At 58.1% G+C, this 26,370-nt stretch carries 31 protein-coding genes and 3 tRNA genes; 16 read left to right on the forward strand and 18 right to left on the reverse strand.

All coding sequences use genetic code 11. The annotated features are described in order from the left end of the window. Positions 1–124 precede the first annotated feature (124 nt). Together JQM66_RS11310 and JQM66_RS11315 are read right to left on the reverse strand one after the other, a co-directional pair. A complete protein-coding gene (locus tag JQM66_RS11310; RefSeq protein WP_235229980.1) occupies positions 125–1,333 on the reverse strand; it encodes an MFS transporter in 1,209 nt (402 codons plus the stop codon). Positions 1,334–1,415: 82 nt separating this feature from the next. Next, the gene (locus tag JQM66_RS11315; RefSeq protein ID WP_235229981.1) at positions 1,416–2,450 is read right to left on the reverse strand and encodes a LacI family DNA-binding transcriptional regulator; all 1,035 of its coding nucleotides are present in this window, start codon (positions 2,448–2,450) and stop codon (positions 1,416–1,418) included. A 448-nt stretch (positions 2,451–2,898) separates the two neighbouring features. On the opposite strand from JQM66_RS11315, the gene JQM66_RS11320 reads away from it, so the two are divergent. Then, a complete protein-coding gene (locus tag JQM66_RS11320; RefSeq protein WP_235229982.1) occupies positions 2,899–4,557 on the forward strand; it encodes a ribonuclease J in 1,659 nt (552 codons plus the stop codon). A gap of 20 nt (positions 4,558–4,577) precedes the next feature. Here JQM66_RS11320 and JQM66_RS11325 read toward each other — a convergent pair whose 3' ends face one another. Further along, entirely contained in the window at positions 4,578–4,814 is a 237-nt protein-coding gene (locus JQM66_RS11325) for a helix-turn-helix domain-containing protein (protein ID WP_235229983.1), read from the reverse strand. An 89-nt stretch (positions 4,815–4,903) separates the two neighbouring features. Between JQM66_RS11325 and JQM66_RS11330 the strand changes: the two genes are divergently transcribed. Then, on the forward strand, positions 4,904–5,077 hold the full coding sequence (locus JQM66_RS11330; RefSeq protein ID WP_235229984.1) for a hypothetical protein: 174 nt from the start codon (positions 4,904–4,906) through the stop codon (positions 5,075–5,077). 339 nt (positions 5,078–5,416) lie between these two features. Then, a complete protein-coding gene (locus JQM66_RS11335) occupies positions 5,417–5,839 on the forward strand; it encodes a DUF6291 domain-containing protein (RefSeq protein ID WP_235229985.1) in 423 nt (140 codons plus the stop codon). Positions 5,840–5,851: 12 nt separating this feature from the next. On the opposite strand, the gene JQM66_RS11340 is transcribed toward JQM66_RS11335, so the two are convergent. The 3 genes from JQM66_RS11340 to JQM66_RS11350 form a co-directional block, all read right to left on the reverse strand. Next, positions 5,852–6,796 (reverse strand): SPFH domain-containing protein, encoded by a 945-nt coding sequence (locus JQM66_RS11340; protein ID WP_235229986.1) that lies wholly within the window; start codon positions 6,794–6,796, stop codon positions 5,852–5,854. Next, a complete protein-coding gene (locus JQM66_RS11345) occupies positions 6,793–7,239 on the reverse strand; it encodes an NfeD family protein (RefSeq protein WP_235230008.1) in 447 nt (148 codons plus the stop codon). Before JQM66_RS11345 ends, JQM66_RS11340 begins: the two co-directional genes overlap by 4 nt. A gap of 158 nt (positions 7,240–7,397) precedes the next feature. Next, positions 7,398–7,670, reverse strand: coding sequence for a hypothetical protein (locus tag JQM66_RS11350; protein ID WP_235229987.1), 273 nt, complete (start codon positions 7,668–7,670; stop codon positions 7,398–7,400). Between the two features lie 133 nt (positions 7,671–7,803). On the opposite strand from JQM66_RS11350, the gene JQM66_RS11355 reads away from it, so the two are divergent. The 10 genes from JQM66_RS11355 (at position 7,804) to JQM66_RS11400 (ending at position 17,543) form a co-directional block, all read left to right on the forward strand. Further along, positions 7,804–8,913, forward strand: a complete 1,110-nt coding sequence (locus tag JQM66_RS11355) for a THUMP domain-containing class I SAM-dependent RNA methyltransferase (protein ID WP_235229988.1) — start codon at positions 7,804–7,806, stop codon at positions 8,911–8,913. Positions 8,914–8,986: 73 nt separating this feature from the next. Further along, entirely contained in the window at positions 8,987–9,922 is a 936-nt protein-coding gene (locus JQM66_RS11360) for a diacylglycerol/lipid kinase family protein (RefSeq protein ID WP_235229989.1), read from the forward strand. A 149-nt stretch (positions 9,923–10,071) separates the two neighbouring features. Then, the gene (locus JQM66_RS11365; RefSeq protein ID WP_187030210.1) at positions 10,072–10,356 is read left to right on the forward strand and encodes a co-chaperone GroES; all 285 of its coding nucleotides are present in this window, start codon (positions 10,072–10,074) and stop codon (positions 10,354–10,356) included. Between the two features lie 355 nt (positions 10,357–10,711). Further along, positions 10,712–12,337 carry a chaperonin GroEL gene (gene groL, locus JQM66_RS11370; protein WP_235229990.1) on the forward strand — a complete coding sequence of 542 codons (1,626 nt, stop codon included), beginning with the start codon at positions 10,712–10,714 and terminating at the stop codon, positions 12,335–12,337. 293 nt (positions 12,338–12,630) lie between these two features. After that, positions 12,631–13,218: a sugar O-acetyltransferase gene (locus JQM66_RS11375; protein WP_235229991.1), complete on the forward strand. Its 588-nt coding sequence runs from the start codon at positions 12,631–12,633 to the stop codon at positions 13,216–13,218. A 301-nt stretch (positions 13,219–13,519) separates the two neighbouring features. Continuing rightward, on the forward strand, positions 13,520–14,056 hold the full coding sequence (locus JQM66_RS11380) for a YgjV family protein (protein ID WP_235229992.1): 537 nt from the start codon (positions 13,520–13,522) through the stop codon (positions 14,054–14,056). Between the two features lie 7 nt (positions 14,057–14,063). Further along, complete coding sequence (locus JQM66_RS11385) at positions 14,064–14,687, forward strand: YczE/YyaS/YitT family protein (RefSeq protein ID WP_235229993.1); 624 nt, start codon at positions 14,064–14,066, stop codon at positions 14,685–14,687. A gap of 364 nt (positions 14,688–15,051) precedes the next feature. Then, the gene (locus JQM66_RS11390; RefSeq protein ID WP_235229994.1) at positions 15,052–16,101 is read left to right on the forward strand and encodes an FtsK/SpoIIIE domain-containing protein; all 1,050 of its coding nucleotides are present in this window, start codon (positions 15,052–15,054) and stop codon (positions 16,099–16,101) included. Between the two features lie 12 nt (positions 16,102–16,113). Next, positions 16,114–16,314, forward strand: coding sequence for an excisionase (locus JQM66_RS11395; protein WP_235229995.1), 201 nt, complete (start codon positions 16,114–16,116; stop codon positions 16,312–16,314). A gap of 74 nt (positions 16,315–16,388) precedes the next feature. Beyond that, entirely contained in the window at positions 16,389–17,543 is a 1,155-nt protein-coding gene (locus tag JQM66_RS11400) for a tyrosine-type recombinase/integrase (protein ID WP_235229996.1), read from the forward strand. Between the two features lie 439 nt (positions 17,544–17,982). Here the strand turns inward: JQM66_RS11400 and JQM66_RS12825 are convergent, their stop codons facing one another. From JQM66_RS12825 to JQM66_RS11450, 9 genes are all read right to left on the reverse strand, one after another. Further along, positions 17,983–18,942 (reverse strand): GNAT family N-acetyltransferase, encoded by a 960-nt coding sequence (locus tag JQM66_RS12825; RefSeq protein ID WP_407946021.1) that lies wholly within the window; start codon positions 18,940–18,942, stop codon positions 17,983–17,985. Then, entirely contained in the window at positions 18,939–19,466 is a 528-nt protein-coding gene (locus JQM66_RS11415; protein WP_235229997.1) for a flavodoxin domain-containing protein, read from the reverse strand. Before JQM66_RS11415 ends, JQM66_RS12825 begins: the two co-directional genes overlap by 4 nt. Then, positions 19,463–20,359 (reverse strand): DUF4097 family beta strand repeat-containing protein, encoded by an 897-nt coding sequence (locus JQM66_RS11420; RefSeq protein ID WP_235229998.1) that lies wholly within the window; start codon positions 20,357–20,359, stop codon positions 19,463–19,465. Before JQM66_RS11420 ends, JQM66_RS11415 begins: the two co-directional genes overlap by 4 nt. A 14-nt stretch (positions 20,360–20,373) precedes the next feature. Then, positions 20,374–20,934 (reverse strand): hypothetical protein, encoded by a 561-nt coding sequence (locus tag JQM66_RS11425; RefSeq protein ID WP_235229999.1) that lies wholly within the window; start codon positions 20,932–20,934, stop codon positions 20,374–20,376. Positions 20,935–21,123: 189 nt separating this feature from the next. Then, positions 21,124–21,315, reverse strand: coding sequence for a PspC domain-containing protein (locus JQM66_RS11430; protein WP_235230000.1), 192 nt, complete (start codon positions 21,313–21,315; stop codon positions 21,124–21,126). Then, the gene (locus JQM66_RS11435; protein ID WP_235230001.1) at positions 21,308–21,511 is read right to left on the reverse strand and encodes a hypothetical protein; all 204 of its coding nucleotides are present in this window, start codon (positions 21,509–21,511) and stop codon (positions 21,308–21,310) included. The genes JQM66_RS11430 and JQM66_RS11435 overlap by 8 nt, the downstream gene beginning before the upstream one ends. 11 nt (positions 21,512–21,522) lie before the next feature. Continuing rightward, positions 21,523–22,074 carry a putative ABC transporter permease gene (locus JQM66_RS11440; RefSeq protein ID WP_235230002.1) on the reverse strand — a complete coding sequence of 184 codons (552 nt, stop codon included), beginning with the start codon at positions 22,072–22,074 and terminating at the stop codon, positions 21,523–21,525. 36 nt (positions 22,075–22,110) lie between these two features. Then, on the reverse strand, positions 22,111–22,845 hold the full coding sequence (locus tag JQM66_RS11445) for a flavodoxin family protein (RefSeq protein ID WP_235230003.1): 735 nt from the start codon (positions 22,843–22,845) through the stop codon (positions 22,111–22,113). Between the two features lie 16 nt (positions 22,846–22,861). Further along, positions 22,862–23,038 (reverse strand): hypothetical protein, encoded by a 177-nt coding sequence (locus tag JQM66_RS11450; RefSeq protein WP_235230004.1) that lies wholly within the window; start codon positions 23,036–23,038, stop codon positions 22,862–22,864. Between the two features lie 356 nt (positions 23,039–23,394). Between JQM66_RS11450 and JQM66_RS11455 the strand changes: the two genes are divergently transcribed. The 3 genes from JQM66_RS11455 (at position 23,395) to JQM66_RS11465 (ending at position 23,724) form a co-directional block, all read left to right on the forward strand. Continuing rightward, positions 23,395–23,471, forward strand: a tRNA-Met gene (locus JQM66_RS11455). Between the two features lie 40 nt (positions 23,472–23,511). Beyond that, positions 23,512–23,586, forward strand: a tRNA-Glu gene (locus JQM66_RS11460). A gap of 61 nt (positions 23,587–23,647) precedes the next feature. After that, positions 23,648–23,724: transfer RNA gene (locus JQM66_RS11465), tRNA-Val, on the forward strand. 149 nt (positions 23,725–23,873) lie between these two features. Here the strand turns inward: JQM66_RS11465 and JQM66_RS11470 are convergent. The 3 genes from JQM66_RS11470 to JQM66_RS11480 form a co-directional block, all read right to left on the reverse strand. Beyond that, the gene (locus JQM66_RS11470) at positions 23,874–25,199 is read right to left on the reverse strand and encodes a site-specific integrase (protein ID WP_235230005.1); all 1,326 of its coding nucleotides are present in this window, start codon (positions 25,197–25,199) and stop codon (positions 23,874–23,876) included. A gap of 100 nt (positions 25,200–25,299) precedes the next feature. Further along, positions 25,300–25,494, reverse strand: coding sequence for a helix-turn-helix domain-containing protein (locus JQM66_RS11475; protein ID WP_235230006.1), 195 nt, complete (start codon positions 25,492–25,494; stop codon positions 25,300–25,302). Next, positions 25,484–26,370: tyrosine-type recombinase/integrase (locus tag JQM66_RS11480; RefSeq protein WP_235230007.1), on the reverse strand; the 887-nt coding region annotated here is incomplete at its 5' end. The genes JQM66_RS11480 and JQM66_RS11475, both read right to left, overlap by 11 nt.

The raw sequence follows: 26,370 nt of genomic DNA on the forward strand, positions 1-26,370 counted from the left end.
GTTTCAAGGGGGTCCGGGGGGAAATCGAAATCCCCCCGGGTTTCTCTTTGGGGGGCGTGGGGGGACACTTCTCTTTTCAAAAGAGAAATGTCCCCCCTTCCCCAACGGGCGGCGGACACCGCCCTTACATCTCCGCAGCGTGGGAGCCCTTCCGGGGCTTCTTGCGTAGCGCCGCCGCCAGTGCCAGGTTCAGCGCCAGCGCCGCCAGGGCAAAGCCCGCCGCCGGGAACCCCAGGGCCCGCAGGCCCAGAACCTCCTGCAGGCCGCTGCTGGCGAAGGACCCCAGGGCGATACCGATGTTGCCCGCCACGGACAGGGTGGACGCGCAGAGACTGACGGCGTAGGGATGCTCCGTCTCCGCCAGGGTGGAGGCGTGGTACTGCACCGGGGTGCTCAGCAGGTACATGAGCAGGCACATGGCGAACACCGCAGGCAGGCCCGTCCACCGGCTGCCCAGCAGCAGGGGCATGGCCAGGAACAGCGCCGTCTGCAGGGCCAGCACCGCCGGGGTCCGCTTCACGTCTCCCCGGCTGCCCAGCCAGCCCGCCAGCAGGTTGCTGCACATGCAGCAGACGCCCACGGCCATCAGCAGAGGGCTGATGAGGGTCTCCCCCACCCCCAGCACGTCCGTCAGGATGGGGGTGACGTAGGTGTAGACCACGTAGGTGGCGGCGTAGCAGCAGATGGTCATGAGCACGCACAGGGAATAGCGGGGGTCCCGCAGCACGGTGAACTGGCGGGCAAAGCCGGTCTGAGCGCCCTCCACCGCCCCGGTGTGGGGCAGGACCCTGGCCAAAACCGGGAGCAGGATGACGCCCGCCACAAGGATCACCGCGAAGGGCGCCCGCCAGCTGAAGACGGCGCTGAGGGTTTTGTTCAGGGGGTTGCCCACCACCGTGGCCAGGGACATGCCGGTGTACACCATGGCAATGGCTTTGGCGGTGTGCTCCGGGGGCGTCACCTCCTGGACGAACAGGAAGGCCACCGCCGTCAGGGTCCCGGTCAGCACCGCCGCCAGCGCCCGGGAGACGTACAGCACCCCCAGGCCGGGAGCCAGCATACTGACGGCGTTGACGGCAATAAACAGCCCCAGCAGGGTCATCAGCAGCCGGAACCGGGGCGCCCGCCCCGTGGCCGCCGTGACGACGGGGGTGCCGATGGCGTACCCGGCGGCAAACACGCTCACCAGCTTGCCGGCGGCGCCCAGGTCCGCCCCCAGGCCCGCCGCGATGTCCGGCAGAATGGCAACCACCACATATTCGCAGGCGCCCAGGGCAAAGCCCAGCCCCATGAGGGCCAGGGTGGACGCCGTCACCGCGCTGTTTCGTTTCATCACTCGTTCCTCCCATTCTGTGTGCGTGCACACACTTCTTTTACGAAATGGGGGACCGGGGAGGTCCCCCACAAAAAACCGCTTAATTGGCCTCCGGCACCAGCTCCGCGCTGAGGATGGGGCTGGGCGGACAGAACCGCTCCTGCTCCGGCGCCTTGTGCTCCGCCAGAAAGCGGAACAGCAGCGTCAGCGCCTGGTAGCTCTGGTAGGCCAGGTCCTGGTCGATGGTGAAATCCACCTTCCCCTCCCGCAGGAACTGCCCCACCAGGGGGTTGCTGTCGTGGGCCAGGACCCGTACCCGTTCGGCGGCGCCGTGGTCCTCGATGGCCCGCACGCAGGCGGGGACGCTGCGGTTGGCCATGTAGATATAGGTCAGGGCCGGGTCCTGAAGGGCCTGCTTCACGGCGGCGTAGGTCTCGTCATAGTTGTTGTGGGTGGCGGCCACCCGGCAGGCCCCGCTGTCGAAGCCCAGCTCTCCCAGCCGCTCCAGGAAGCCCTCGGTACGGGCCTTGTGGCCGGCGTAGGAGGGTCCGGCGTAGACCACAAGGGGATGGTCCCCGGGCCGCAGGAACTTGAAGGCGATGTCCCCCGCCACGCGGCCGGCGTGGTGGGCGTCCTCCCCCACGTAGCACATCCGGTCGCCCGCCGGGATATCGGAGTTGAAGGTCACTACCGGCACCTGCCGCGCGGCCAGCTCCGCCAGCTTTTCCCGGATCTCCAGGCAGTCCGTGGCGCAGAGGGCGATGGCCTGGGCGCCGCTGCGCACCGCCTCGTCCATCTGCCGCAGGCAGGTCCCCACGTCCTCCTGGGGGTACTCCAGCACCTCCACGGTGACGTTGAAATCCCGGTGCTCCTCCAGAAAGCGGGCCACACCGGCGGCCATCTCCTCATATACATAGCCCGCCCACACCGGCTGGATCACCGTCAGGTGCCTGGGAGTGCCGCTGAGGGCCAGGGCGCTGGCCATGCGGTTGGGCCGGTAGTCCAGCTCCTCCATGACCCGCAGGATGCGCTCCCGCACCTCCGCCTTTACGTAGGGCCGGTCGTGCAGCACCCGGTCCACCGTGCCGATGGACACCCCGGCCTTTTCCGCGATCATTTTGATGGTGGCCCGCATGGCTGTTTCCTCCCTCTGTTAACGTCCACATCTCGCATTTTATCATAGCAGTTTCCGGAAAAATGTCAATTCACGGAGCGGCGGATTTTCCGCCGGATTTTTGTGGAAAACGCTCTCCCCCTCCGCAAGTTTACCATAATACAAAATTTTTGTATACAAACCCGGTTTTCTGTGGTATACTATAGCAGGTTAGGCGCCGGAGAGTCAGGCTCTCCCGCTGTTTTTCTTGTATTTTTCCGGAGGACGCTTTCCTGCCGGTCAAAAATAGACAACAGTTCCATACCTCCACTGGCATGACGTGACCAGACCTCCGGCGGCGAAACGGGGCCGTACGGACGACGGGCGTCTCTTTTCAGCGTGCTCTTTTTTGCACGTTTCCTTGTCATGCCCGGAAACCTGAGATATGGAGCCTACATATTCTGTAAAATAAAAAGGAGTTTTCATATCTATGGCAGAAAAATTGAAGATCATCCCCCTGGGCGGTCTCAACGAGATCGGCAAGAACATGACCGCCTATGAGTTCGGCGGCGAGATCATCGTGGTGGACTGCGGCATGGCCTTCCCCGGGGACGACATGTACGGCATCGACAGCATCATCCCCGATGTCACCTACCTGATCAAGAACCGGGCCCGCATCCGGGGCCTGTTCATCACCCACGGACACGAGGACCATGTGGGCGCCATCCCCTACGTGCTCAAGCAGGTGAACATGCCCATCTACTGCACCCGCTTCACCGCCGGCCTCATCAAGCTGAAGCTGGAGGAGCACCAGCTGGTGAAGTCCACCAAGCTCATCACCGTGGAGCCCGGCAAGTCCGTCCGGGCCGGCAAGTTCACCGTGGAGTTCATCCACGTGAACCACTCCATCGCCGACTCCGTGGCCTTCGCCATCCACACTCACCTGGGCACCGTGGTCCACACCGGCGACTTCAAGATCGACTCCACCCCCATCGACGGAGAAGTCATCGACCTGGCCCGGCTGGGCGAGCTGGGCAAGGAGGGCGTTCTGGCCCTGTGCGCCGACTCCACCAACGTGGAGCGCCCGGGCTTCACCCCCTCGGAAAAAACGGTGGGCGCCACCTTCACCCGCCAGTTCCAGAACTGCGAGGAGCGCATCATCGTCACCACCTTTGCCTCCAACGTCCACCGCATCCAGCAGGTGCTGGACGCCGCCGCCCAGGCCGGGCGGAAGGTGGCCGTCACAGGCCGCAGCATGGAGAACATGATGAAGGTCTCCACGGAGCTGGGCTACATGAAGGTGCCCAAGAACACCCTCATGGACATCAACAAGATCAAGGGCCTGCCCAAGAACAAGCAGGTGATCGTCACCACCGGCTCCCAGGGCGAGGAGATGAGCGCCCTGTACCGCATGGCCTTCTCCACCCACAAGCAGGTGGAACTGGGCGCCGGGGACAAGGTGATCATCTCCGCCTCCGCCATTCCCGGCAACGAGGTGACGGTGGGCCGGGTCATCAACGAGCTGTTCCGCAAGGGCGTGAAGGTGGTCTACAACAAGTCCGACATCCTCCATGTCTCCGGCCACGCCTGCCAGGAGGAGCTGAAGATCATCCACGCCCTGACCCGGCCCCGGTTCTTCGTCCCCCTCCACGGCGAGCAGCGCATGCTGCAGATCCACAGCCAGCTGGCCCAGGACATGGGCATGGACCGCAACCACATCGCCATCGCGGACAACGGCTCCGTCATTGAGATGACCGCCAAGACCCTGAAGATCAACGGCACCGTGCCCGCCGGCGAAATTTACGTGGACGGCTCCGGCGTGGGCGACGTGGGCGCCGTGGTCATGCGGGACCGCAAGCGCCTGGCCGAGGACGGCATGGTGGTGGTCGTGATGCCCGTCTCCAGCCACAACGGCGACCTGTTGGCCCCTCCCGAGATCATCACCCGGGGCTTCATCTATGTGAAGGAGTCCGGGGACCTGATGAAGGAGCTGCAGAACGTGGCCTACGACGCCGCCGAGTCCGTCTCCCGCAAGCGCGGCCGGGATGACGGTGAGCTGAAGGGCGCGGTGAAGTCCGCCGTCAGCAGCTACCTGTTCAAGAACACCAAGCGCAGCCCCATGGTCATTCCCGTTGTGACCCGGCTGTAATACAAAAAAGTCCCCGTGGTTCATCCACGGGGGCTTTCCTTTTTGGGATATGGGGTTTTGACGTCGGTGCGGCCCAGCAGGTAATCCACACTGACACCGTAGTAGTCCGCCAATGTGTGCAGCGCGGAAACGGGAACATTCAGCCGCCCCAGCTCATAATCCGAATAGGTGGTCTGGTGGACCTTTAAGAGTTCCGCCACCTGTGTCTGGCTCAAGTCTCTGTCTTCCCGCAAGTCACGAATACGAAGCTGATACATAACATCACCCAAAGCTATTATGGCTTAAGGGAATATTCCTTATTGCATTTTAAGGGATATACCCTTAAAATAGGTCTGAGGTGAGGATGGTGAGCGGTTACAGAAATTACAGGGACCTCTACTTCCATCTGTTTGGTGTGGTGGCGCAGGCAGCCGAGTATCTGGAACAGGGAAACATTATTTTAGCCTATGAATACCTCATAAAGGCCCAATCAGAAGCGGAAGAGGCCTGTCTGGAATCCGATATTCTCCCCGAACAGTGAAAGCAGCCAAAGCCGGCTGCTTTTCTGTTTTTCACAAAAAGCACGGCTTTCCGCCGGAGGCGGCTTTCTCTTTCACCGTTCCTGTCTCTGTGGCTGTGGCTTTGCCTTTGGCTTTTTCTGTATCTGTTTTTTTGAGAAAAGAATATTTCTTTTATTTTTTTATTTTTTTCCTGTTCCTGTGGCTGTATCTGTTTCTTTCTCTGTATCTGTTCCTATACCTGTAGCTGTCTCTATATCCGTAAAATCCACCAAGATTTTGAAAAAATTGTACGTTCCCGTGCAACAAGCCCCCTCCGCTGTCCCTGCATACAGAGACACCGTTCAGAAAGGAGCTCAGATATGAGCGGCAAACGCAGCAGCATGCTTCTGTACTTTGACAACTTCCACCGGGTGGCCGGTCTGCCGGATGAGCAGCTGGGCATCCTCTTCCGGGCGCTGATGGAGTGCGGCGAGCGGGAGGCAGAGGGCCAGGACGGCATCACCGGCTTCGAGGAACGCTATCCCGGCATGAGTGACCGGACCCAGATGGCCTTCCTCTTCATGGCGGACACCATCCGCCGGGACGCGACGGCCTACGCGGAGAAATGCGCCAACTACCGCTCCGCCGCCCAGCGCCGCGCGGAGCAGCGGGAAAGTCAGGCCATTCCCCCGGTCCTGCCCCCGGAGCCGGACCGCACCCCGGGGGACACGCTGGACGTTCTGGTCCGCCGCAATGAGGAACGGCGCAAAAAAAGAGAGCGGCCCGACTGGGCCGCTCCGTAAGAGGTCGGTTTGTTATTCCGCCTTGGGGTCTTCGGTATCGAACACCGTTTTGGCGCTGGCTGCCAGGCCCGCCAGACCCTGCAGCTCGCTGGGGATGATGATCTTGGTGGCCTTGCCGTCCGCCACCTTCTGCATGGCCTCCAGGGCTTTCAGCTTCACCACCTGGTCGTTGGGCGCCGCCTCGTTCAGCAGCTTCAGGGAGTCAGCCATGGCCTTCTGCACCTGCATGATGGCCTGGGCCTCGGCCTCGGCGGCCATGATGCGGGCCTCCTTCTCGCCCTGGGCCTTCAGGATGGCGGCCTGCTTCTCGGCGTCGGCCCGCAGGATGGCGGACTGCTTCTCGCCCTCGGCCACCAAAATCTGGGACTGCTTGGTGCCCTCGGCCTGGAGGATGGACTCGCGGCGCTCACGCTCCGCCTTCATCTGCTTCTCCATGGCGTTCTGGATCTCCTTGGGCGGGATGATGTTTTTCAGCTCCACCCGGTTGACCTTGATGCCCCAGGGGTCCGTGGCCTCGTCCAGGATGGCCCGCATCCGGGAGTTGATGATGTCGCGGCTGGTCAGGGACTGGTCCAGCTCCATGTCGCCGATGATGTTACGGAGGGTGGTGGCCGTCAGGTTCTCGATGGCGTTCATGGGGTGCTCCACGCCGTAGGTATACAGCTTGGGGTCCGTGATCTGGAAATAGATGACGGTGTCGATCTGCATGGTGACGTTATCCTTGGTGATGACGGGCTGGGGAGCGAAGTCCGCCACCTGTTCCTTCAGCGACACCTTTTTCGCCACCCGCATGATGAAGGGGACCTTGAAATGCAGGCCCACGTTCCACACGGAGTAGAACGCACCCAGACGCTCCACCACGTAGGCCCGGGACTGCTGGACGATATGGATGTTGCTGATGAGCACCACCAGCACCAGAATGATCAGTACAGCGGGGACGATCCAACCAAAGCTCATGATACTACCTCCACTTTTTCTTCGATTTTTCTCACAAAGAGCTTGACGCCCTCCATGCGCAGAATTTCTACCACGGTCCCGGCGGGGATGACGCTGCCGTCATCGCTGCGGGCCGTCCAGGTCTTGCCGTCCACATAGACGGCGCCGGTGGAATTCTCATTGTCGATGGTCTCCGTGACCTTGCCGGAATCCCCCAGCACCCGGTCCAGGTTGGTGGGGACGGCCTTGCCCGCCGTATAGCGCCGCACCAGAGGCCGGGTCACCGCCAGGGCCGCCGCGGACACTGCCACGAACAGCGCCACCTGCACGCCCAGTCCCGCGCCCAGAAAGGCGCCGATCAGGGCTGCCGCGCTGCCTGCCACGAACCAGATGGACACCAGGCCCGCCGTCAGGGCCTCCACGATGCCGAACACCACGGCGGCTCCCAGCCAGACCCAGATCATGTAATCCACAGGCAATGCCTCCTCTCTTCATCTTATAAGACGTTTTACTCACCTGTCTGGTTACAGTGTACCACAGGACACGGAGGAAATACAATTTCAATTCGGTAACAAAAGCCGCCCACGGCGGACGGCTTTGCACAGCATCTGTTTTCCCGGCGTCAAATCCCTTTCCACCGGCTCCGTTCCCGAAGGACCTCCCTGGTTTCGTCCAGCGTTTGGTTGTCCGCCTCCGGGTCAAAGCCCCGGCTCACGTTCCGGTTTCCCTTGCCGGTGACCCCCCAGACAAACAGCACCACCAGTATGTAAAGGCCGTACAGCATCCAGGAGAACAGGCCCCGCCGCTCCGCCAGGGCGGGCACCAGGTACATGGCGGGCAGGAGCAGCACCGCCACCACGGTCATAAGCCATTTGACGATTTGATAGCGTTTCACAGGCGTCCTCCTTTCCCCGTGCAAATATCATATCATACGCCCCTTTTCCTATGCAAGGAAATCCCATTGCGGAGCGGGCTGTTTCCTGTTATACTATGCTTGATATTTTATGTACTTTAAGGAGGAGCGGGCCATGACACTGACGGTCCCCTGCCTGCTGGGGCTGGAAAGCCTGGTGGCGGACGAGATGAAACGCCTGCAATTGCAAAACGTCCGGGCGGAAAACGGCCGGGTCCACTGTGAAGGGACCATGGCTGACATCGCCCGGCTGAACATCAATCTGCGCTGCGGCGCCCGGGTGCTGATGGAGCTGGGCAGCTTTCCCGCCAGGGATTTCGAGGCCCTGTTCCAGGGGGTGCTGGCTCTGCCCTGGGAGGACTATATCCCCCGGGACGGCGAATTCCCTGTGAAGGGCTATTCCCTGAACTCCACCCTGCACTCCGTCCCCGCCTGCCAGGCCATCGTGAAGAAGGCCTCCGCCAAGCGGCTGGGCACCGCCTACGGCTGCGAGACCCTGCCGGAGACCGGCAGCCGCTATCAAATTCAGTTCGCCATCATTAAAGATGTTGCCACCCTGTATCTGGACACCTCCGGCGAGGGTCTTTACAAGCGGGGCTACCGGGCCCGGAACATGGGCGCCCCCCTGAAGGAGACCCTGGCCGCCGCCCTGGTGACCCTGTCCCGCTACCGGGGGAAGGACCCCTTCTGCGACCCCTTCTGCGGCAGCGGCACCATCCCCATCGAGGCGGCCCTCATCGCCAAGAACCGGGCCCCGGGCCTGGACCGCAGCTTCTCCGCCCAGAAGTGGAAAAATATGGACAGCAAGCTGTGGCTGGACGCCGCCGACGAGGCGATGAATAAAGAGTTCCACGGCACCTACGACATCTGGGGCGGCGACATCGACCCCGCCGCCATCGAGCTGGCAAAGCACAACGCGGAGCTGGCGGGGGTGGAGGACTGCATCCGCTTCGAGGTGGCGGACGCGGGCAAGTTCCACCGTGACAGCGAGTACGGCCAGCTGGTGACCAACCCGCCCTACGGCGAGCGGTTGCTGGAGAAAAAGGAGGCCGAGGACCTGTACCGGGCCTTCGGCGCCGCCATGCGGACCATGCCCCCCAAGTGGCGCATCCTGGTGCTCTCCTCCCACACGGAGTTCGAGCGCTGCTTCGGCCGTCCCGCCGACAAGAAGCGGAAGCTGTACAACGGCATGCTGAAGTGCGACGTTTTCCAGTACGGAAAGTGACGCTTTTAGTACGAAACGTAATTTTTCTGTCGAATCATACAAATTGTAAAGAAATAAAGGGGGAATCTGCCCCATGAAGCACATTTTCATCGTCAACCCCTGCGCGGGAAAAAAGGACCAGCGGGCCCGCATCTATGAGATGGCGGACCGGCTGCGGGACGAGCACGGCCTGGACTGCGCCTGCATGCTGACGGACCGCCCCGGCGGTGCCACGGACATGGCCCGGAAGCTGGCGGAGACGGGTGAAGCCATCCGCCTTTACGCCTGCGGCGGCGACGGCACCGTCAGCGAGGTGGCAAACGGCATTGCGGGCTTTGCCAACGCCGCCATGACCTGCATCCCCACCGGCACGGGCAACGACTTTCTGAAAAACTTCGGCCCGGACATGGAGAAGTTCCGGGACGCGGAGAACCTGTGGGACGGCGACCAGTTCCCCCTGGACCTGATCGACTGCAACGGGCGGCTGGGCCTGACCATCGCCTGCAACGGCATCGACGCCCAGGTGGCAGAGAGCGTCCATCAGTACAGCGGCTCCCCCCTGCTGAATGGCCGGGGCAGCTATCTGGCCTCTGTGGCAGCCAACTTCCTCTTCAGGAGCATCGGCCACCACTGGAGAGTCTGGCTGGACGACGAGCAGTTGGAGGACGAGTTCGCTCTGGTGTCCATGTGCAACGGCCGCTACTACGGCGGCGGCTCCACCCCGGTGCCCGAGGCCCGGATGGACGACGGCGTGCTGCACACCATCCTGATCAGGAAGGTCAGCAAGGCCACCTTTGCCCGGCTGTTCGCCCCTTACTCCGCCGGACAATACCGGAAGCTGCCCGCTGATCTGATCCGGGTCTCCACCGCCAAAGTAGTCCGCATCCAGTCCGCCGGGGACATCGTCACCTGCGTGGACGGCGAGTGCTCCCGCAGCCGGGAGGTGGTCATGCGCCTGGCGGACCGGAAGCTGAACTTCTTCGGCCCCAAGGGGTGCAGTCCCAATGCCACCGCCCGCATCGTGGAGTAGGTATAGGATTTACAGTTTCTTCATAACTTTTGTCAAAATCCCCCTTTACAAAACGGGAGGACTGTACTATGATAACAGCGTTAGCACTCGAGAGAGTTGAGTGCTAACGCTGAATTCGTTTATTTTTTATAATATAGGAGGAATTCATCATGAAACTCACCCCGCTTGCAGACCGTGTCATCCTGAAAATGGTTGAGACTGAGGAGACCACCAAGGGCGGCATCATCCTGACCGGCAGCGCCAAGGAGAAGCCCTCCGTGGCGGAAGTCATCTCCGTGGGCCCCGGCGGCAACGTGGACGGCAAGGACATCGTCATGACCGTGAAGGTCGGCGACAAGGTCATCACCAGCCAGTACGCCGGCACCAAGGTCACTCTGGAGGACGTTGAATATGTTGTCGTTCGCCAGAATGACATTCTCGCGATTGTGGAGTAATCTTGGTCAAGGGGGAGCAGGCAACACCGTTGCGGCATGACGATTCCCGGTCCCGTTGGGCCCGCCAATCGTGCCGCTGCCTCGAAAGCAGCTCGCTGATTCCGCCACAGGCGGCGCTTCGCTGCTTTCCCCTTGAGAATCCCCCACCACCAGTGAAGCGTTCTTCACTGGTGTGTGCGCCCCAAGGGCGCGCGGGTCGAGGTATTTTCGCCACGCACATGTCGCGGCGAAAATGATTTCATTTTCTTCTTTCGCCTCCGGCGAAAGAACCGGGGAAACCACAGGTTTCCCCTGGCCCCTTTCCGAAGGGCTGCAAATTTGTTTATTCTAATCTTCTATTTGGAGGTAATTCGTTATGGCTAAGTTAATCAAGCGCGGCGATGATGCCCGCAAGGCTCTGCAGGCCGGTGTTGACGCCCTGGCCGATACCGTCAAGATCACCCTGGGTCCCAAGGGCCGCAACGTGGTCCTGGACAAGAAGTACGGCGCTCCCCTCATCACCAACGACGGTGTGAGCATCGCCAAGGAGATCGAGCTGGAGGATCCCTTTGAGAACATGGGCGCCCAGCTGGTGAAGGAAGTCTCCACCAAGACCAACGACGTGGCCGGCGACGGCACCACCACCGCCACCCTGCTGGCCCAGGCCATGATCCACGAGGGTCTGAAGAACCTGGCCGCCGGCGCCAACCCCATCGTGGTCAAGAAGGGCATGGCCAAGGCCGTCGAAGCTGCCGTGGCTGAGGTCAAGAAGCAGGCCAAGACCGTGGACGGCTCCAAGGACATCGCCCGTGTGGGCGCTGTGTCCTCCGGCGACGAGGAGATCGGCAAGCTGATCGCCGACGCCATGGAGAAGGTCTCCGCCGACGGCGTCATCACCATCGAGGAGTCCAAGACCGCTGAGACTTACAGCGAGGTCGTGGAGGGCATGCAGTTCGACCGCGGCTATATCACTCCCTACATGGCCACCGATATGGAGAAGATGGAGGCCGTCGTGGACGACGCCTATATCCTGATCACCGACAAGAAGATTTCCGTCATCGCCGACATCCTGCCCCTGCTGGAGCAGCTGGTCCAGTCCGGCAAGAAGCTGGTCATCGTGGCCGAGGATGTGGAGGGCGAGGCCCTGAACACCCTGATCGTCAACCGTCTGCGCGGCACCCTGAACGTGGTCTGCGTCAAGGCCCCCGGCTTCGGCGACCGCCGCAAGGAGATGCTGCAGGATATCGCCACCCTGACCGGCGGCACCGTCATCAGCGAGGAGGTCGGTCTGGAGCTGAAGACCGCCGACATCACCATGCTGGGCCGTGCCCGTCAGGTGAAGGTCACCAAGGAGACCACCACCATCGTGGACGGTGCCGGTGACTCCCAGGCCATCAAGGACCGTGTGGCCCAGATCCGCAGCCAGATCGCCAACACCACCAGCGACTACGACCGTGAGAAGCTGCAGGAGCGCCTGGCCAAGCTGGCCGGCGGCGTGGCGGTCATCAAGGTCGGCGCTGCCACCGAGACCGAGATGAAGGAGAAGAAGCTCCGCATCGAGGACGCCCTGAACGCCACCCGCGCTGCCGTTGAGGAAGGCGTGGTCGCCGGCGGCGGCACCATCTTCGTCAACGTCATCCCCGCTGTGGAGGCTCTGCTGAACACCGTCGAGGGCGACGAGAAGACCGGTGTCCAGATCGTTGCCAAGGCCCTGGAGGCCCCCATCCGTCAGATCGCCGCCAACGCCGGTCTGGACGGCTCCGTCATCCTGGAGAAGGTCCGCACCTCCGGCAAGAACGGCTACGGCTTCGACGCCTATAAGGAAGAGTACTGCGACATGGTCGCCGCCGGTATCATCGACCCCGCCAAGGTGACCCGCTCCGCTCTGGAGAACGCCGCTTCCGTCTCCTCCATGGTCCTGACCACCGAGTCCCTGGTGGCCGACAAGCCCGAGCCCCCCGCAGCCGCTCCCGCTGCCCCCGACATGGGCGGCATGTACTAAAAAATGCCTCACCCCCTTGAAATTGCTTGTTTTTTGCGAGGCTGAGAAGCGGATTTACGCCAAACTTACGCCACTTACGCCAAAATTTCAAGCGCATAATAGGGTTACAAACTCTCGATGCTTACCGAATGGTAGGCATCGGGAGTTTTACATCTCAAGAGACTTTACTTCTTGATTTTCTTATGTGTCATTGTTTTTCTTTATCCCTGGCTTTATCAGACATCTCTGTTGCAGAGCGGTTCACAGCATGATATGATAAAATTAAGTAACAAAATTTGAACGGAGCACTCCAAATGACAGAAAAAGAAAAAATGCTAAAGCAACAGCTTTACGATGCTAATCATGATACGGATTTGAAGCTGGAGCGTGTCAAGGCAAAGGAATTATGTCATCAATACAATCAGCTCTCTCCTGCGGATGAACAAGGGCAGCAAAAAATTCTATATCAACTTCTGGGTAAAATGGGGGCAAACTGCTGCATAACCGCTCCCTTCTGGTGCGATTATGGTTACAATATTGAATTGGGAGAAAACTTTTACTCAAACCATAACCTTGTCATCCTCGATTGCGGAAAGGTGACCTTTGGCGACAATGTCTTTGTCGCACCGGACTGTGGCTTCCATACAGCGGGGCACCCCATCGATTATGAGCGCCGCAATCAGGGCTTGGAATATGCATATCCTATAACTGTTGGAGATAATGTCTGGATCGGTGCAGGCGTACAAGTGATGCCAGGAGTAAACATTGGAAGCAATGTGGTAATTGGCGGCGGCAGCGTTGTTGTGAAAGATATCCCGAGCAACTCCGTAGCTGTCGGTAATCCGTGCAAAGTTATCCGTCCCATTACAGAGGATGATAAAAAAACTTACTGGGATCGGTAGCTTCTGACTGATCGGGTAGTTGAACAGCGAGGAAAACAGGATTTTCCATCACGCTATTAAGCAGGGAAGCCGCATGATGAACGCCTTTGAGCACAATGGAAATCATAAGATCCAACTTCTATTTCGACAAGGTTTTGCGTAGAGACGCGTAGAGACGCGCCTCTCTGCGGATTGACAAGCGAGCCTTTACTATGGTACAATATAATTCCAAAATTTGTGTGGATTTTTCTGGAACATCGCATCCATTTTTCGCCACGCACCCTTGCTGGGTGCGTGGCTTTTTTCATGGGAGGACAGACGAATGAATGTGCTTTATCAGATGATCGGCTTTGGTGCATTAATTACTATGGGACTCAGCTACTGGCAGAAGGACAAGCGCATGATCTTGCTGTGGCAGGTAGTTGCCAATTTGATTTTTGCCATCCATTATGCACTACTTCACGCCCTGTCCGGTGCAGTATGTAGCTTTTTTCAAATTATCGTGTTGATGCTTTTCCTATTACAGGAGCGGTTTCGTTGGAACAAGGTCGCCACGGCGATGCCTATCGCAGCGGTGTTCCTGCTGATTGCTGTGTTAACCTACGAAACGCCAGTGACGCTGCTGCCTATTTTGGCATCGTTGGTGGCCCTGCTGCCCTTCTTCCAGTCTAACAAGCGGGTGATACAGGGCGCGGGCATTGTCAGCGGCCTTTCGTGGCTGGTGTATGTCATTGCGGTGCGTTCCTATTCCGGCATGGTGACGGAGTCCGTGCTGACGGTGATCACAGCGGCATCCCTGATGAAAAAAGAGCCGAAAGGCGGTGCGGAGCAGGAAGACGCCCGGATAACGGGGAGGTAAAAATAATATGTCTCGCAAAGAGATGATATTAAAACTTTTGACTGTCATTGTAGGAACAGTAATTGCTGCATTCGGATTGGATATAGCAATTTATGCCGGTTTTGGTTCCGCAACACTTGCGATATTATGGCAGGGGATGGCAAAGACGATCCGTATAACCATTGGGCAGGCATCGTTGATCATTGCCGCGGCAATGGTGGTCTTTTGCTGGTTTTATGACAGAAAGCAAATCCATATAGGGACGATACTGTATCAAGTAATCTATAGCTTTTGCATCGATTTATTTGCCCCGTTTTTGCATTATAGCAGCTCAAAACTGGCGAATTTCCTTATAATGATATGCGGACTTGTTATATTCAGTTTTGGTTCAGCGCTTTATTCCCTTGCGGACTTTGGAAAAGGACCCTATGAAGCTTTAACATTTGCTTTTGTACATAAAAATCAATGGCCCATTCAAAATGTTAGAATCATATTAGATGTGATGTGTGTTTTGCTTGGATGGATTTTGGGAGGTACTGTTGGAATTTGCACGATTGCAACAATTATGCTGTCAGGCGCGTTGTTACAGAAGTTTGTAAAAATCCTAAAGCCTGCTATAGACACAATTGTTTTGGGAAAGGCAATCCATTAAGACTGCTTTTGAACTAAAGTTGTACTAAACTTGAACTGTTTTCGAATTGCATCTGTATTCTATACATGATAGAATATCATCATCAAATATTATGCTTCACATGAGGTCGGGGGATTTTTCCCTTGGCCTCGTTTTTATTTCCTAATGTTTTTCGCCAGGAAAGCAGATTTAGGTATTGTGGCTGCCAGGAGTTTCTTTTGCTATTCTGTCTATGGCGTCAGATGCATTGCTTTGCCATCTGCAATCCAAGTTGTATGCAGAAAATCGCGTAGATTTAGGTATTATAGATTGCTCCTGCCGCCAGTGATACACTTATCCCATGACCCACGCATTCCCAGTTTATCTACTGTTGGGCGGTGCGGCGTTGATTTACCTGCTGTTTTATCCGTTCGGCAAGCGGATGGCAAAGGACCAGCTGCAAAGCATCGGCCTTACCAATCATGCCGGGATGGTTCCTGAACTGCTTCGCAAAAAGCGTGACAAGGCCCATCCCAGGGTAACAATCTGGGAATTTAGAAATCAGAGCATTCCCCTTGCAGAATGGGAGGACAACCGAGCGGCGATCGAGGCAGCCCTGGATATTTCCATCATAAAAATGACTTACGGAAAAGGCAAGAGTCGGGTGCTGGTTTACGCCGTTCCGGCTCAGATAGACTTGCCGGAAATCCTTTGCTGGAAAGACAAATATCTCTCGCCGGAAAGCTTTGTGCTGGTGCTGGGAGAAAGCCTGCTGGGGCCTGTGACCGTCAACCTGGCACATATCCCTCACATCCTGTTGGGTGGTTCCACAGGTAGCGGCAAAAGCGTTCTGCTGAAATTACTGCTCATGCAAGCCATGAAAAAAGGTGCGAGGGTTTATATTGCCGATTTCAAAGGCGGCGTGGATTTTCCGCCCCTCTGGAACAGGGATTGCCGGATATGCTTTGAAGAAACCGACTTGTTGGGCCTGCTGACCGACCTTGTAGCAGAATTGGAACGGCGCAAGGAGATATTTCGAACTGCGGGATGCTCCAGTATTGACACATACAACAAGTCCACAGGAGAGAGCTTGCAGCGGCTTATTTTTGCCTGCGATGAGGTTGCGGAAGTGCTGGACAAAACCGGTGCTGACGCCGAACGGAAGAAGCTGCTGGCGCAGATTGAAAACAGGCTGTCCACTATTGCCCGGCAAGGGCGTGCGTTTGGTATCCATCTGATTCTCGCCACGCAACGCCCGGATGCCTCCATCATCCCCGGTCAAATTCGAAACAACATGGATTTCCGGGTGTGCGGCAGGGCAGACAGCGTGCTTTCCAGTATCATCCTGGATAATACCGATGCTGCCGACCTTATCCCCAAAGACGCAAGAGGCCGTTTTTTGCTTCATGATGGCACCATATTTCAAGCCTATTGGTTTGAAGAATCAGACTTGTGAGGGGGCAGCATTATGGCGATTGAAAAAGTACCCGTGTGGGAAAAGGCGAATCTGAGCCTTGAGGAAGCCGCTGCCTACTTTGGTATTGGTATCAACAAGCTGCGGGATATGACCAACGATGAAAACTGTCCCTTTGTTCTCTGGAACGGGAACAAGCGCCTGATCAAACGAAAACAACTTGAGCGGTTTTTAGAAACCGCCTATTCGATTTAAGTGGAAACCGTGTGTTCGGTATGATATACTAAGGCAAACCCTATATGCGCTTTTCACAGAAAGGAGCGTTAGAGTTGCCTGAAAAGCGCAGAGATAGCAAGGGCCGTGTTTTGAAGGATGGCGAGAGCCAACGAGCAAACGGCACCTATGACTATCGTTATACCGATATACACAAGAAGCGGCGCTGCATTTACGCCAAGACATTGGCGGAGCTGCGGAAGAAAGAGGACGAGATACGGCGTGACATTGCGGATGGTATCGACTATGCCGCCGGCGAGATCACGGTGGCTGAATGGGTTGACCGTTATATCAATCTGAAACGAGGTCTGAAGCAGAACTCCATGCGGGCCTACGGTTCAGCGGTCAACAGAATTCATGCGGACCCATTCGGGCAAAAGCCAGTCAAGTCCGTAAAGCTCTCCGATGCAAAAGGCTGGTTTGTTTTTCTGCATGATAAAGGTATCAAGCAGAACACCATCGGCGTTTTGCAGAGTGTGATACGGCCCGCCTTTGAAATGGCTGTGGATGATGATCTGATCCGCAAAAACCCGTTCAAGTTCAAGCTGTCCGATGTAATTCCCAAGGATGCCTATGTGCGGGATGCGCTCACAAAGGAGCAGCAGGAACAATATCTGCAATTCGTCCAGGATTGCGGCGGAAACTACTATGATGATATTGTGATCCTGCTGGGGACCGGCCTTCGGGTCAGTGAGTTATATGGACTTACCCGGTCAGATATTGATTTTGAACGGCGGTGCATCCATGTACGGCGGCAGTTATGCCGAACAGCGGAGAAGCCCTATTTCATCACCGCTCCCAAGACCAAAAGCGGCATTCGAACGATTCCCATGACGGATGCTGTTTACCTGGCCTTGAAGCGGGTAATGAAAAACAGGACATCGCCCAAGGTAGAATTGCTGGTGGACGGACACAGCGGTTTCCTGTTTCTGGACAAATCCGGGATGCCAAAGGTTGCCATGCACTTGGAGAACTATATGCGAGGGATTCAGGGCAAGTTTGAGAAATCCTGCAAACACTCCGTTCCTCGGGTGACGCCCCATGTGCTTCGGCACACCTTTTGCACCAATGTTCAGCAAGCCGGTCTTGATGTGAAGAGTCTGCAATACCTGATGGGGCATTCCAATGCCAGCGTCACTCTGGATGTCTACACCCACAGCAATTATGATTCCGTGGAAAAGGCATTTGAGCAAATCGCAAGTAACCTATAATTTTCATTGTATTAGGTTGGCTGGCTTACGCCACAACTTACGCCAACCGGCCGTGAAACGGCGTAGATTTGTGCAGATTTATGTGAAATTCGGCTGATTTTCCAAGAGCGAAAAAATCCGGTCAAACCCTTGATAACTCTACGAAAGCTCACATTTTTCTGCGTTTGCATTTTCCTCTGAAAGTTGCCGATTTTGAAGGGCGGCATGTACTAAGCAAAAGCCCAATAAAAGCCGCAGGCCGTTTGGCCTGCGGCTTTTTGCGCTCGGGCTTTGCGGACAAGGGGATACAAACAGGCCCCACTCCTCTCCGCATGTCTTTATGACCGCACAAAAACGCGGTCGTTCCTCGCCTTCCCTGCGCGAAATGGAGAGGCTGGGAACGATGCGCCGCACAGGGCTGTGCCTCCGACCCTTCCCGGCGGAGTGTGGGCGGGCGGCCTCACAGTCCGTTCCCGTCCTGTTCAAACCGCATGGGGGTATAGCGCAGGCCGTCGGTGAGCTGTTCCGTGTCCGTGGGCACGAAGCCCAGATGGCGGTAGACCTCCACCGCGTAGGGGGAGGAATTCACGGTAAATATCTGGGTCTGATAGTCCCGCCGCATGGCCTCGAACAGGTGCCTGCCGATGCCCCGGCGGTGGTAGGCGGCGGCCACGAAGAAGCCGCCGATGTGCTGGGGCAGGCGCATTGCGAGGACGCCTACCAGCTTCTCCCCGTCAAAGGCGCCGTAGAACTTCAGCTGCCGGGTGCGCTCCCGGTCGTCCAGACTGGCCCGGAAGGCGGCCACGCCCTCAGGCGGATATTCCGGGGCCTCAAATTGCAGAAACACCTGCCAGCAGAGCTCCAGCGCCGCCGGGATCTCCTCCGGGCTGAGCCTGCGGACGGGATACGGCTCCAGGCTGCGGGTCAGGCTGTACAGGGCCATGTCCACTACCTTGCCGTTCTTCACGGCGTTGCTTTTCATCATGCCCTCAAAGGCAAAGCCCGCCTTCTCCAGGGCCCGGCGGGAGCCGGCGTTGTAGGCGAAGGGCTCGGCGTAGATGCGGAGGATGTCGGTGGTCTCAAAGACCATGGCGCAGAGCTGGCAGATGGCATCGGTCATGATGCCCCTGCCCCAGTATTCCTCCGCCAGGTAGTAGCCCAGCTCCGCCGTCTGCCGGTGGATGTTGCCCTGGCGGAAAGCCCCGATGCTGCCGACGACCCGGCCGTCCAGGGTGATGGCGCAGGCGAAGGTGTCGTTCCCATCGGCGGACAGCATGGCAGTGATGTAATCCTCCGCGTCCCGCTCCGTATAGGGAATGGGCAGGCCGTCCCGCAGATTGTTCAGAATATGTTCGTTGTTCAGCGCCGCCGCCAGCTCCTTCGCGTCTGACAGGCGCCATCTTCTCAGGGTGCATTTCATCTCATGTTCTCCTGTTTCATTCCATACCATTGCAAAACAGCTGTCAGATTCTCCCCGCTGACGCGGCTGCCGCCGTGCAGCAGCATGTCCAGCATGTCGTCCTCCTCCGGGGTGCGGTCCTGCTTTTCAGTAAGGCCTTTTCCGGCGGTTTTGACCATGACGGTCATCATCAGCCTGTAAACGCCCCGCAGGCGGGACAGGTCAAAGCCACCCTGCAGCGTAAAGACCGGCATGGTGCCGGGGAGCCGGTTGGTTTTCCGCACATCCTCAAGCTGAGAGCCGGTGGCCCCCATGCCCACACCGCAGAGAGCCTCCACATGATAGCGCCTGGCGGCTTTGCCATATCCCTGCACCTTGCCTGCCATCAGCCAGCCCAGATAGAGGATGTGATTTCCCGGCGCCAGCTTTGCTTCCGCCTCAGCCAGGGTGTACACAGGCAGTCCCGTGGCTTTGCCCAGCAGCATAGCGTACTGCTCCGTATAACCGGTATTGGATGTATATACGATGGCGTTGGGTGTCATCATACCCCTCCTCTTTGCAGGCGGATATCGCCTGATGTTGTGTCGATCTCATAGATCCCCGTGCCGCTGCCGCAGAGATAGCGGCCATTCTTTTGGGCACATGGCAGTTCGGAAGAAAAATTACCGCTGACAGTATCCACTTCCAGTGCGAAATCAGCTTCCTCCGGCAAGGACAGGATAACATCCCCGGATACCGTATCAATGTCCAGTTCCCGCGGGGCAATGTCCACCGCCAGGGAAACCGCGCCGCTGGTGGAGTCTCCATGGAACGCCCCGATCTCCGGTGCGGTGGCCTCTATATGCCCGGAAACCGTACCGGCGCGCAGGCTCTCCAGCGGCTGCGTCAGCTCCGCCGCAGCGGCCCCGGAGACCGTGTCCAGCTCCGCCAGCTTTGTGATGATGCAGTCTGTGAGGCGGATATCTCCGGAAACGGTGTTCAGGTCAGCCTCCTCTGTACCGACGCCCTCTGCGGCGATCTCCGCGGAAACACTGTCGATCTCCAGGTCTTTCAGCAAAAGCTCCTCCGGCAGCAGCACCGTCAGGTCTTTCTCCAGCCCGTTCAAATCCCACCTTCCGCTGCGGCAGAACTGGATGAGCAAGGTGGTCCCATCCAGACGGTAATAGAGGCAGTCATCCTCCGTCAGCTTCCGGTTTGCCTCCTCCGAGAAGCTGATCGTGTTCTTCCCGTGTGCTTGCACAGCAACGCTGCCGCTGAGCCAGTGGATCTCCACCCGCTCCACCGTGTCAGTCAGGGTGGCTCCGCCGCCCGTATACTGCTCCGCGTGATCATATCGGAAGGAGGACAGGCCCACAGACGGCCGGACAAACATCCGGCAGCCGCACAGCAGCACCGCACAAAGGGCTGCCGTGAACAGCAGTACAATGACTTTTTTCATGGAATGATCTCCTTTCAGGCAGAAGGCCCGCCGAGGCAATGCCTCTCGTGCTGCTCTTTCTCCAGATCCGCGCCGTAACGGAAGATGATACTGGCCAGGATCATAACGATGCCCGTGGACAGGCTGGAAATGTTGCTCCAGTCGCTGCCGGCGGGCTGCGGCACGCCAAAGACCGCAAATATAACAGCGATGATGATGGCTGCCACCAGCGGGAGGACGATATTGCGGATGCCCAGCCGCTTGATCCGATCGGCACCCTCATGGGTGAAGGGGGTACCGGCCGCCTGCTCTGCCTTGAAATAGCCATAGGCGAAGGCCAGCAGCGTGCCGTCCGTCAGCGCCATGACGGTCTCGCCCAGCAGCACGGCGATCAGTTGGGACAGTCCGTTGGTTTCGGTCAGGGTGTACAGCAGCTCCCGGTCAGCGCCGATGACAGTACCGCCGCCATTCCAGACAATGCCGCACAGCAGTCCAAGCGCCGCCAGCCCCGCCCACACAAAGGACAGGATCATGGCGATCTTCGTCAAAATCTGAAAGACCCGGAAGGTCTTCTGAACGGTTTCCAATGATTTCATAACACAGCCTCCTCTTTTCCCTTACACCGTCATTTTACAGTCTTCCAGCGCTCCCCGATAGGCAGTTTTTTCAGCTGTATGTGTCAGTTTTATAGGTGCCCAAAAGCAGCGGGGAGCGGGGCTCTTGTCAGATGCCCCGCTCCCCGCGTCTCTTCATCGTACGTGTGTCAGCCGCAGGCCGGTGCGCCCTCAGCACACCGGCTGCTCCGGAATGACAATGGCAGCGACGATATAGGCCAGGATGCCGCTGCCGCCCAGGGCGCAGAACAGCACCCAGCCCAGGCGGACCAGTGTGGGGTCGATGTCAAAATATTCCGCGATGCCGCCGCAGACGCCGCCCAGCATCTTATCGTTTCTGGATTTGTAAAGTCTCTTATTCATCGTCTGTTTCCTCCGATTCTTTCTGATTCTCCGCAATGCGGAAGCTATGTGCTGTCAGGAACATGCAGGCGGCGGACGCCAACAGGATGCTGCCGTAGGCGAGCCTGACGCAGAGCGCCATGAGCACACCGGAAACCGCCATCAGCGCGCCGGCACAGGTGAGCATCCGGGACGTGAAGTGGTTCTCCCGTTCCATGGCGATCCTCCTCAATAGGTGATGGGTGTGCGGAACAGCGCGCTCAGCACGCAGTCCGCCAAAAAGATGACCAGCAGGACCCGGCAGCCCCGGCGGACCGCATCGGGATCGGCGTTCATGAACAGCCGTTCTCCCATGGGCTCCAGCAGGTAGTGGAATGCCAGCCCCATGACGCCGAAGCTCACCATGCTGCGGAAGCAGATGATCCCGTCCAGATTCCAGAGCAGCCCCCGGTAGTCCCAGAGCCGCACACCCAGAAGGTAGACCCCCGCGTATCCGATGATGTACTCCACCACGCCCGAGACCACCGTGCACAGGAGGAACAGCAAAACCGGGTTCTTCTTCAAGGGTTTCATGGCGTAGATGCCCAGTGCGCCGATGCCGTAGATGGGCAGCCACGGGCCGTAGAGGATGCCGCGGTTTCTCAGCAGTCCTTCGGTGAACCAGTAGAAGACCTCCTCATAGATCCAGCCCACCACACAGCCGCCCAGAAAAATCAGGAACAGCCAGCGCAGGCCCTCTGCCCGGCTCTCTTCGTTGTCGATTGCCGCAAAAGCCGTCATGGCTCCCCGCTCCTTCCCACCCGCGGGCCGGTGCTTTCACTTGCTTGCCGCCGCAGGCTCTCTTTTTTTGTATATAGGCGCATCCCATGGCCGGCTCTTCCCGTGCCAGCCCCGTTTCTCCCAGTAGCCGTAGTCCGGCTCCGCGGGCGGGAAATGCCTGTGGGCCATGCGCATGATGAAAAACCACATTTTGGCGCGGCGATTGCATCCCCGTCGGTCTGCGTTTTCCCGGATGCGCTCTGCCAGACGGTCCGTTTTCCGGTGGATGGTCTCCAGGATCCGGTCGGGGATCTCCTCCGGTCTGGTAGCCTGTACGCCCACGCCCAGCCTGTATACCTTGCGGATGCCCCACATCTCCAGGCTGTCGGCCATGTCCCGGACCGTGCTTTTCATCCCGCTGCCGGCGGCGGTGCTGATGGCCACCGCCTGCTTGCCGCTCATCTCCGGCATGGGCCTGTGCACCACCCACCAGGTCCCGAAGTGGTCCAGAAAGCTCATCATCTGACCCGTGGCGTGGTACACATACACCGGGCTTTCCAGGATCAGAAGGTCCGCCTCCAGCATCGCCGCCGCAAGGGGCTCCAGTTCTTTGTAATGCGGACAGTGGGAGAGCTCCGTTTGGAAGCAGGTATAGCAGCCAAGACAGGGCTTGTCAAAATCCCGGGGCAGGAAAAACTCCCGGACCTCGCCGCCTACCTTGTGAGCAAGCTCTCTGGCTACCATGCAGGTACTCCCCTCATGGTTCTGCCCGTGGATGATCACAGTCTTCATGGCTTCCGTCTCCCGCTCACTGCTTTTCCAGCAGGGTGGCGCCTCCGCAGGCAAGGCCGATACCCAGCATGGTGACGGCGGTCTGGGCCTCCAGCTTGCTCAGGCAGGACAGTACCGTCACGGCGACACCCATGGCCAGGGTCAGCGCCCGGAAAACCAGGGATGTGATCTCGCGAATCGATTTCTTTTCCATATCGTTTTCCCCTTTCATCAAAGCAGGCAGATCACTCAGCGGGCTTTTGGCTTTCCCAGAACCGGGACTGAACATGCCCACGCCGCAGCCGCAGGGTGCCTCTCCATACCCTGTGAAGCCTCCCTTCCTTTGTATGATATGATGATAAGGCTTTTGTGCCGGTTCAGATAGGCGTGTTTTATAGGCGAATGTGTTGATTTTATAGGAAGGTCAGGGCCGCCGAGAGGGTTTTTGGTCCAAAGGCCGTCCCGGCGCCTTCCGATTTTTCAAAAAATCTCAAAAAAGTTGACACAAGGGCTTGACAAAAGTCGCTGCCCTCTGGTATAGTAATTCGTGCCCGTTGTTGGGCGTGATTTGGCGGCATAGCTCAGTTGGCTAGAGCATGCGGTTCATACCCGCAGTGTCCCCGGTTCAAATCCAGGTGCCGCTACCAATTCCATGAAGCGCCGCAGGGCGCTTCATGGAACTTCCCTGGCCCGTTGGTCAAGTGGTTAAGACACGGCCCTTTCACGGCTGTAACATGGGTTCGAATCCCGTACGGGTCACCATCCCATAAGACGTCGTGGCATCGCGGCGTCTTGTGGGTCCAAGAAAATCGAATATCCGTATGGAGGCTTAGCTCAGCTGGTTAGAGCGCCTGCTTCACACGCAGGAGGTCACTGGTTCGAGTCCAGTAGTCTCCACCAATCGGAATCCCTTGTAGTCGTTGCACTGCAAGGGATTCCGACTTTTTATATCCGTTTTATCTGTCCTCAGTACACGGACAATTTCCCGGCTTGTGTTACGAAATGTTGGGTGATTTTAGGTCTGTAGCTGTATGAAGCTGTACGGCTTTTCAGGCGTAGCGCACCTTGATCTCCACATTCTCGGAAAGCAGCGGGTCCAACTGCCGCAGCTGATTGCGGACCTGGGCCTCGTTCATCTTTGGTGTATAGGTTCCTGCCAGCAGCTTCTCCGATGCGTCGTTCACAGCTGTTGTCACGCCCGAAAACACCTCCGGCACCACATGGGTATAGACACCAAGCGTGGTGCTGACATCACGGTGGCCCAGCAGCTTCTGCACGATCTTCGGGTTGATCTCCTGCTCCAACAGCATGGAGGCATAAGTGTGGCGGAACCGATGCAGGTTCAGCCCCTCCGCCTCAAAGCCGTTTCGCTCCAGGAAGTGACGATAGCTGGCCCGGAAGCCGGAGTACGTCCGCATGTTCATGGTGCGGGTGCTGATGAAGATAAAACCCTCCGGCACCAACACCTTGAGACCGCCCTTCAGGGTTGCAACATGGCGCATCCACTCCCGCAGCCGTGTCAGAACCAGGTCCGGTGCCTGAATGACCCGCTGCGATGTCCGCGTCTTTGTGGCTCCCAGAGCATCCACCATTCTTTGGGTCTTGCCGTCCTCGTCAAAGGTCAGCTCCCGGGTCAGGGATTGCCGGATGGTGATGGTCTTGGCCTCGAAGTCCACGTGCTTCCACTGGAGGGCCAGCAGTTCCCCGATCCGCATACCTGTCAGCATCAGCGTTGTGATGGCCGGGCTCATAATGGGATCCTCTGCGGCGGCTTTCAGCAGGGCTTCCCGCTGTGCAATGGGGATGACCTTATTCTCCTCTTCCCCCGCTTTCCGGGGCTGTCTGGGGAGCTTTGTATTGCGGGCAGGATTGCTCTCCACCAGTCGCAGTTCCATGGCGTAATCGTACATCTGGATCAGCACGCTGCGGATCAGCGAGATTGTCCGGTTGGACAGTTGCTTTTCCGATTGCAGCTGATACAGAAAGGTTTGGACCTTCAGCGGTGTCACCGCATCCAAGGTGCAGTTGCCCAGGGCCGGAACGATGTGCAGCCGCTCGCTGGAATAATACAATTCCATGGTTCTGCTGCACACCTCATGCACCTTGAAGGTGGTGAGCCACTTGTGGAGAAAGTCCTTCAGGATCAGATCCTCTGAAATCGGATGAGTCTCTTTGTCCAGTTCTGTGGTCAGCGTCAGAGCAACCCAACGGGCGGCTTCCTCCCGGGTGTTGGCGTAGGTGTATTTCCGAATGGGCTTGCCATTGTCCGGCCGGTATCCGACCGTCACCTGGCCGACCCATTTTCCATCCTTGCGGCGGTAGACGCTGCCCTCGTTTTTTCCTCGTCTGGTTACTTTTGGTTTGCGCGGCATCATGAAAAATCCTCCTTTCGCCGCGCAGAGAAAATCATGGTTTCATGATACTCCCCGCGCGGCAAGCGGTCAATCGAACAAATTGTGAAATCTGGCGAGGCAGTCAGTCATCGTCCGAAAGATAGTCGATCAGCGCCTGCTTGGGGATGCGGAGCTGCTTACCGATCCGAATGCTGCGGATCTTTCCACAGCGGATCAGCTCATAAGCTGTATTCCGCCCAATGCCGAGAATGGGCATCAGGTCCCCTACCCGAAGGGTCAGAGGGAGTTCATCAAAAGAACGATATTTAGTGTTCATCCTTGGCCTCCTTTCTGACAGAGGCCAGATAGATGTTGGTCACATCCGGCCGCTCATGGCCCAGCAGGCGTGAGACCTCAAAATGGGCGTCCAGAGGACTCTTGCCGCTGTTGACCAGCTCCTGGTACTTCTCCGCCGCGTAGGTATGGCGGAGCCCATGGAAGGTCATAGGGCGGTCAGAGTCCGCATCCCGCACTTCGTCCCGGTGCTTCATAATGAAGAATTGCAGGTGATTGATGGCCCTATCCGTAGGTATCTCATCGGGCACCAGCAGCTTATGTCCCCGTGGCGTGCGCTCCAACTGCTTCCGCATGGCAATGGCAATCTGCTCATTGATGGGGACAGTCCGCACCTTGCCGCCCTTTCCCTTGATGGTGATGGCGTTCTCCCGGAGCGCCCGCTCCGCCGTGGCGGTGTCGATACGGAAGCACTCGTGGATACGTAGGCCGGCATACCGGGCTAAGTACAGGGCAAGGATGAAGTCATAACGGTCAATCGCCAGCGCCTTACCCAGCATCTTGTTGAACTCCGTATTGCTCCAGGTGCGGTCATCCTGTCCGAACCTGCGGCGTTCCAACGTGATACCCAACTCGTCATTAGAGGGCAACGTGTACTTGTGATCCATCTTGTCATGGAAAAAACGGATGGCGGCCAGATCTGTTTTGATGGTACTGGCCGATTTACCGGTGTCCTGCAGATAGATCACATAACTGACCAGATGCTTGCCGCTGATGTTGGACAGTTTCTGCAAATGGTACACATCGGCCAAGTAGGCACAGAATCGCTTCATGGCCTCATAATAGCGCCGCTTCGTATGAAAGCTGCCTTGCCGATTGTGCCGGAAAATACGATCCAACTGTGCAACCAGTGTCTCGT

The sequence above is a fragment of the Oscillibacter valericigenes genome (assembly GCF_021531915.1).
Taxonomy (GTDB): Bacteria; Bacillota; Clostridia; order Oscillospirales; family Oscillospiraceae; genus Oscillibacter; species Oscillibacter valericigenes_A.

Coding starts and splice junctions, on each gene's coding strand:
- JQM66_RS11340 (WP_235229986.1), bottom strand. CDS start 6,796: ATGAGCTTTGGTTGGATCGTCCCCGCTGTACTGATCATTCTGGTGCTG.
- JQM66_RS12825 (WP_407946021.1), bottom strand. CDS start 18,942: ATGAAATGCACCCTGAGAAGATGGCGCCTGTCAGACGCGAAGGAGCTG.
- JQM66_RS11325 (WP_235229983.1), bottom strand. CDS start 4,814: ATGTATCAGCTTCGTATTCGTGACTTGCGGGAAGACAGAGACTTGAGC.
- JQM66_RS11375 (WP_235229991.1), top strand. CDS start 12,631: ATGACAGAAAAAGAAAAAATGCTAAAGCAACAGCTTTACGATGCTAAT.
- JQM66_RS11320 (WP_235229982.1), top strand. CDS start 2,899: ATGGCAGAAAAATTGAAGATCATCCCCCTGGGCGGTCTCAACGAGATC.
- JQM66_RS11430 (WP_235230000.1), bottom strand. CDS start 21,315: ATGAATAAGAGACTTTACAAATCCAGAAACGATAAGATGCTGGGCGGC.
- JQM66_RS11445 (WP_235230003.1), bottom strand. CDS start 22,845: ATGAAGACTGTGATCATCCACGGGCAGAACCATGAGGGGAGTACCTGC.
- JQM66_RS11470 (WP_235230005.1), bottom strand. CDS start 25,199: ATGATGCCGCGCAAACCAAAAGTAACCAGACGAGGAAAAAACGAGGGC.
- JQM66_RS11450 (WP_235230004.1), bottom strand. CDS start 23,038: ATGGAAAAGAAATCGATTCGCGAGATCACATCCCTGGTTTTCCGGGCG.
- JQM66_RS11425 (WP_235229999.1), bottom strand. CDS start 20,934: ATGAAATCATTGGAAACCGTTCAGAAGACCTTCCGGGTCTTTCAGATT.
- JQM66_RS11435 (WP_235230001.1), bottom strand. CDS start 21,511: ATGGAACGGGAGAACCACTTCACGTCCCGGATGCTCACCTGTGCCGGC.
- groL (WP_235229990.1), top strand. CDS start 10,712: ATGGCTAAGTTAATCAAGCGCGGCGATGATGCCCGCAAGGCTCTGCAG.
- JQM66_RS11420 (WP_235229998.1), bottom strand. CDS start 20,359: ATGAAAAAAGTCATTGTACTGCTGTTCACGGCAGCCCTTTGTGCGGTG.
- JQM66_RS11380 (WP_235229992.1), top strand. CDS start 13,520: ATGAATGTGCTTTATCAGATGATCGGCTTTGGTGCATTAATTACTATG.
- JQM66_RS11360 (WP_235229989.1), top strand. CDS start 8,987: ATGAAGCACATTTTCATCGTCAACCCCTGCGCGGGAAAAAAGGACCAG.
- JQM66_RS11310 (WP_235229980.1), bottom strand. CDS start 1,333: ATGAAACGAAACAGCGCGGTGACGGCGTCCACCCTGGCCCTCATGGGG.
- JQM66_RS11415 (WP_235229997.1), bottom strand. CDS start 19,466: ATGATGACACCCAACGCCATCGTATATACATCCAATACCGGTTATACG.
- JQM66_RS11335 (WP_235229985.1), top strand. CDS start 5,417: ATGAGCGGCAAACGCAGCAGCATGCTTCTGTACTTTGACAACTTCCAC.
- JQM66_RS11440 (WP_235230002.1), bottom strand. CDS start 22,074: ATGACGGCTTTTGCGGCAATCGACAACGAAGAGAGCCGGGCAGAGGGC.
- JQM66_RS11315 (WP_235229981.1), bottom strand. CDS start 2,450: ATGCGGGCCACCATCAAAATGATCGCGGAAAAGGCCGGGGTGTCCATC.
- JQM66_RS11345 (WP_235230008.1), bottom strand. CDS start 7,239: ATGATCTGGGTCTGGCTGGGAGCCGCCGTGGTGTTCGGCATCGTGGAG.
- JQM66_RS11355 (WP_235229988.1), top strand. CDS start 7,804: ATGACACTGACGGTCCCCTGCCTGCTGGGGCTGGAAAGCCTGGTGGCG.
- JQM66_RS11365 (WP_187030210.1), top strand. CDS start 10,072: ATGAAACTCACCCCGCTTGCAGACCGTGTCATCCTGAAAATGGTTGAG.
- JQM66_RS11395 (WP_235229995.1), top strand. CDS start 16,114: ATGGCGATTGAAAAAGTACCCGTGTGGGAAAAGGCGAATCTGAGCCTT.
- JQM66_RS11385 (WP_235229993.1), top strand. CDS start 14,064: ATGTCTCGCAAAGAGATGATATTAAAACTTTTGACTGTCATTGTAGGA.
- JQM66_RS11475 (WP_235230006.1), bottom strand. CDS start 25,494: ATGAACACTAAATATCGTTCTTTTGATGAACTCCCTCTGACCCTTCGG.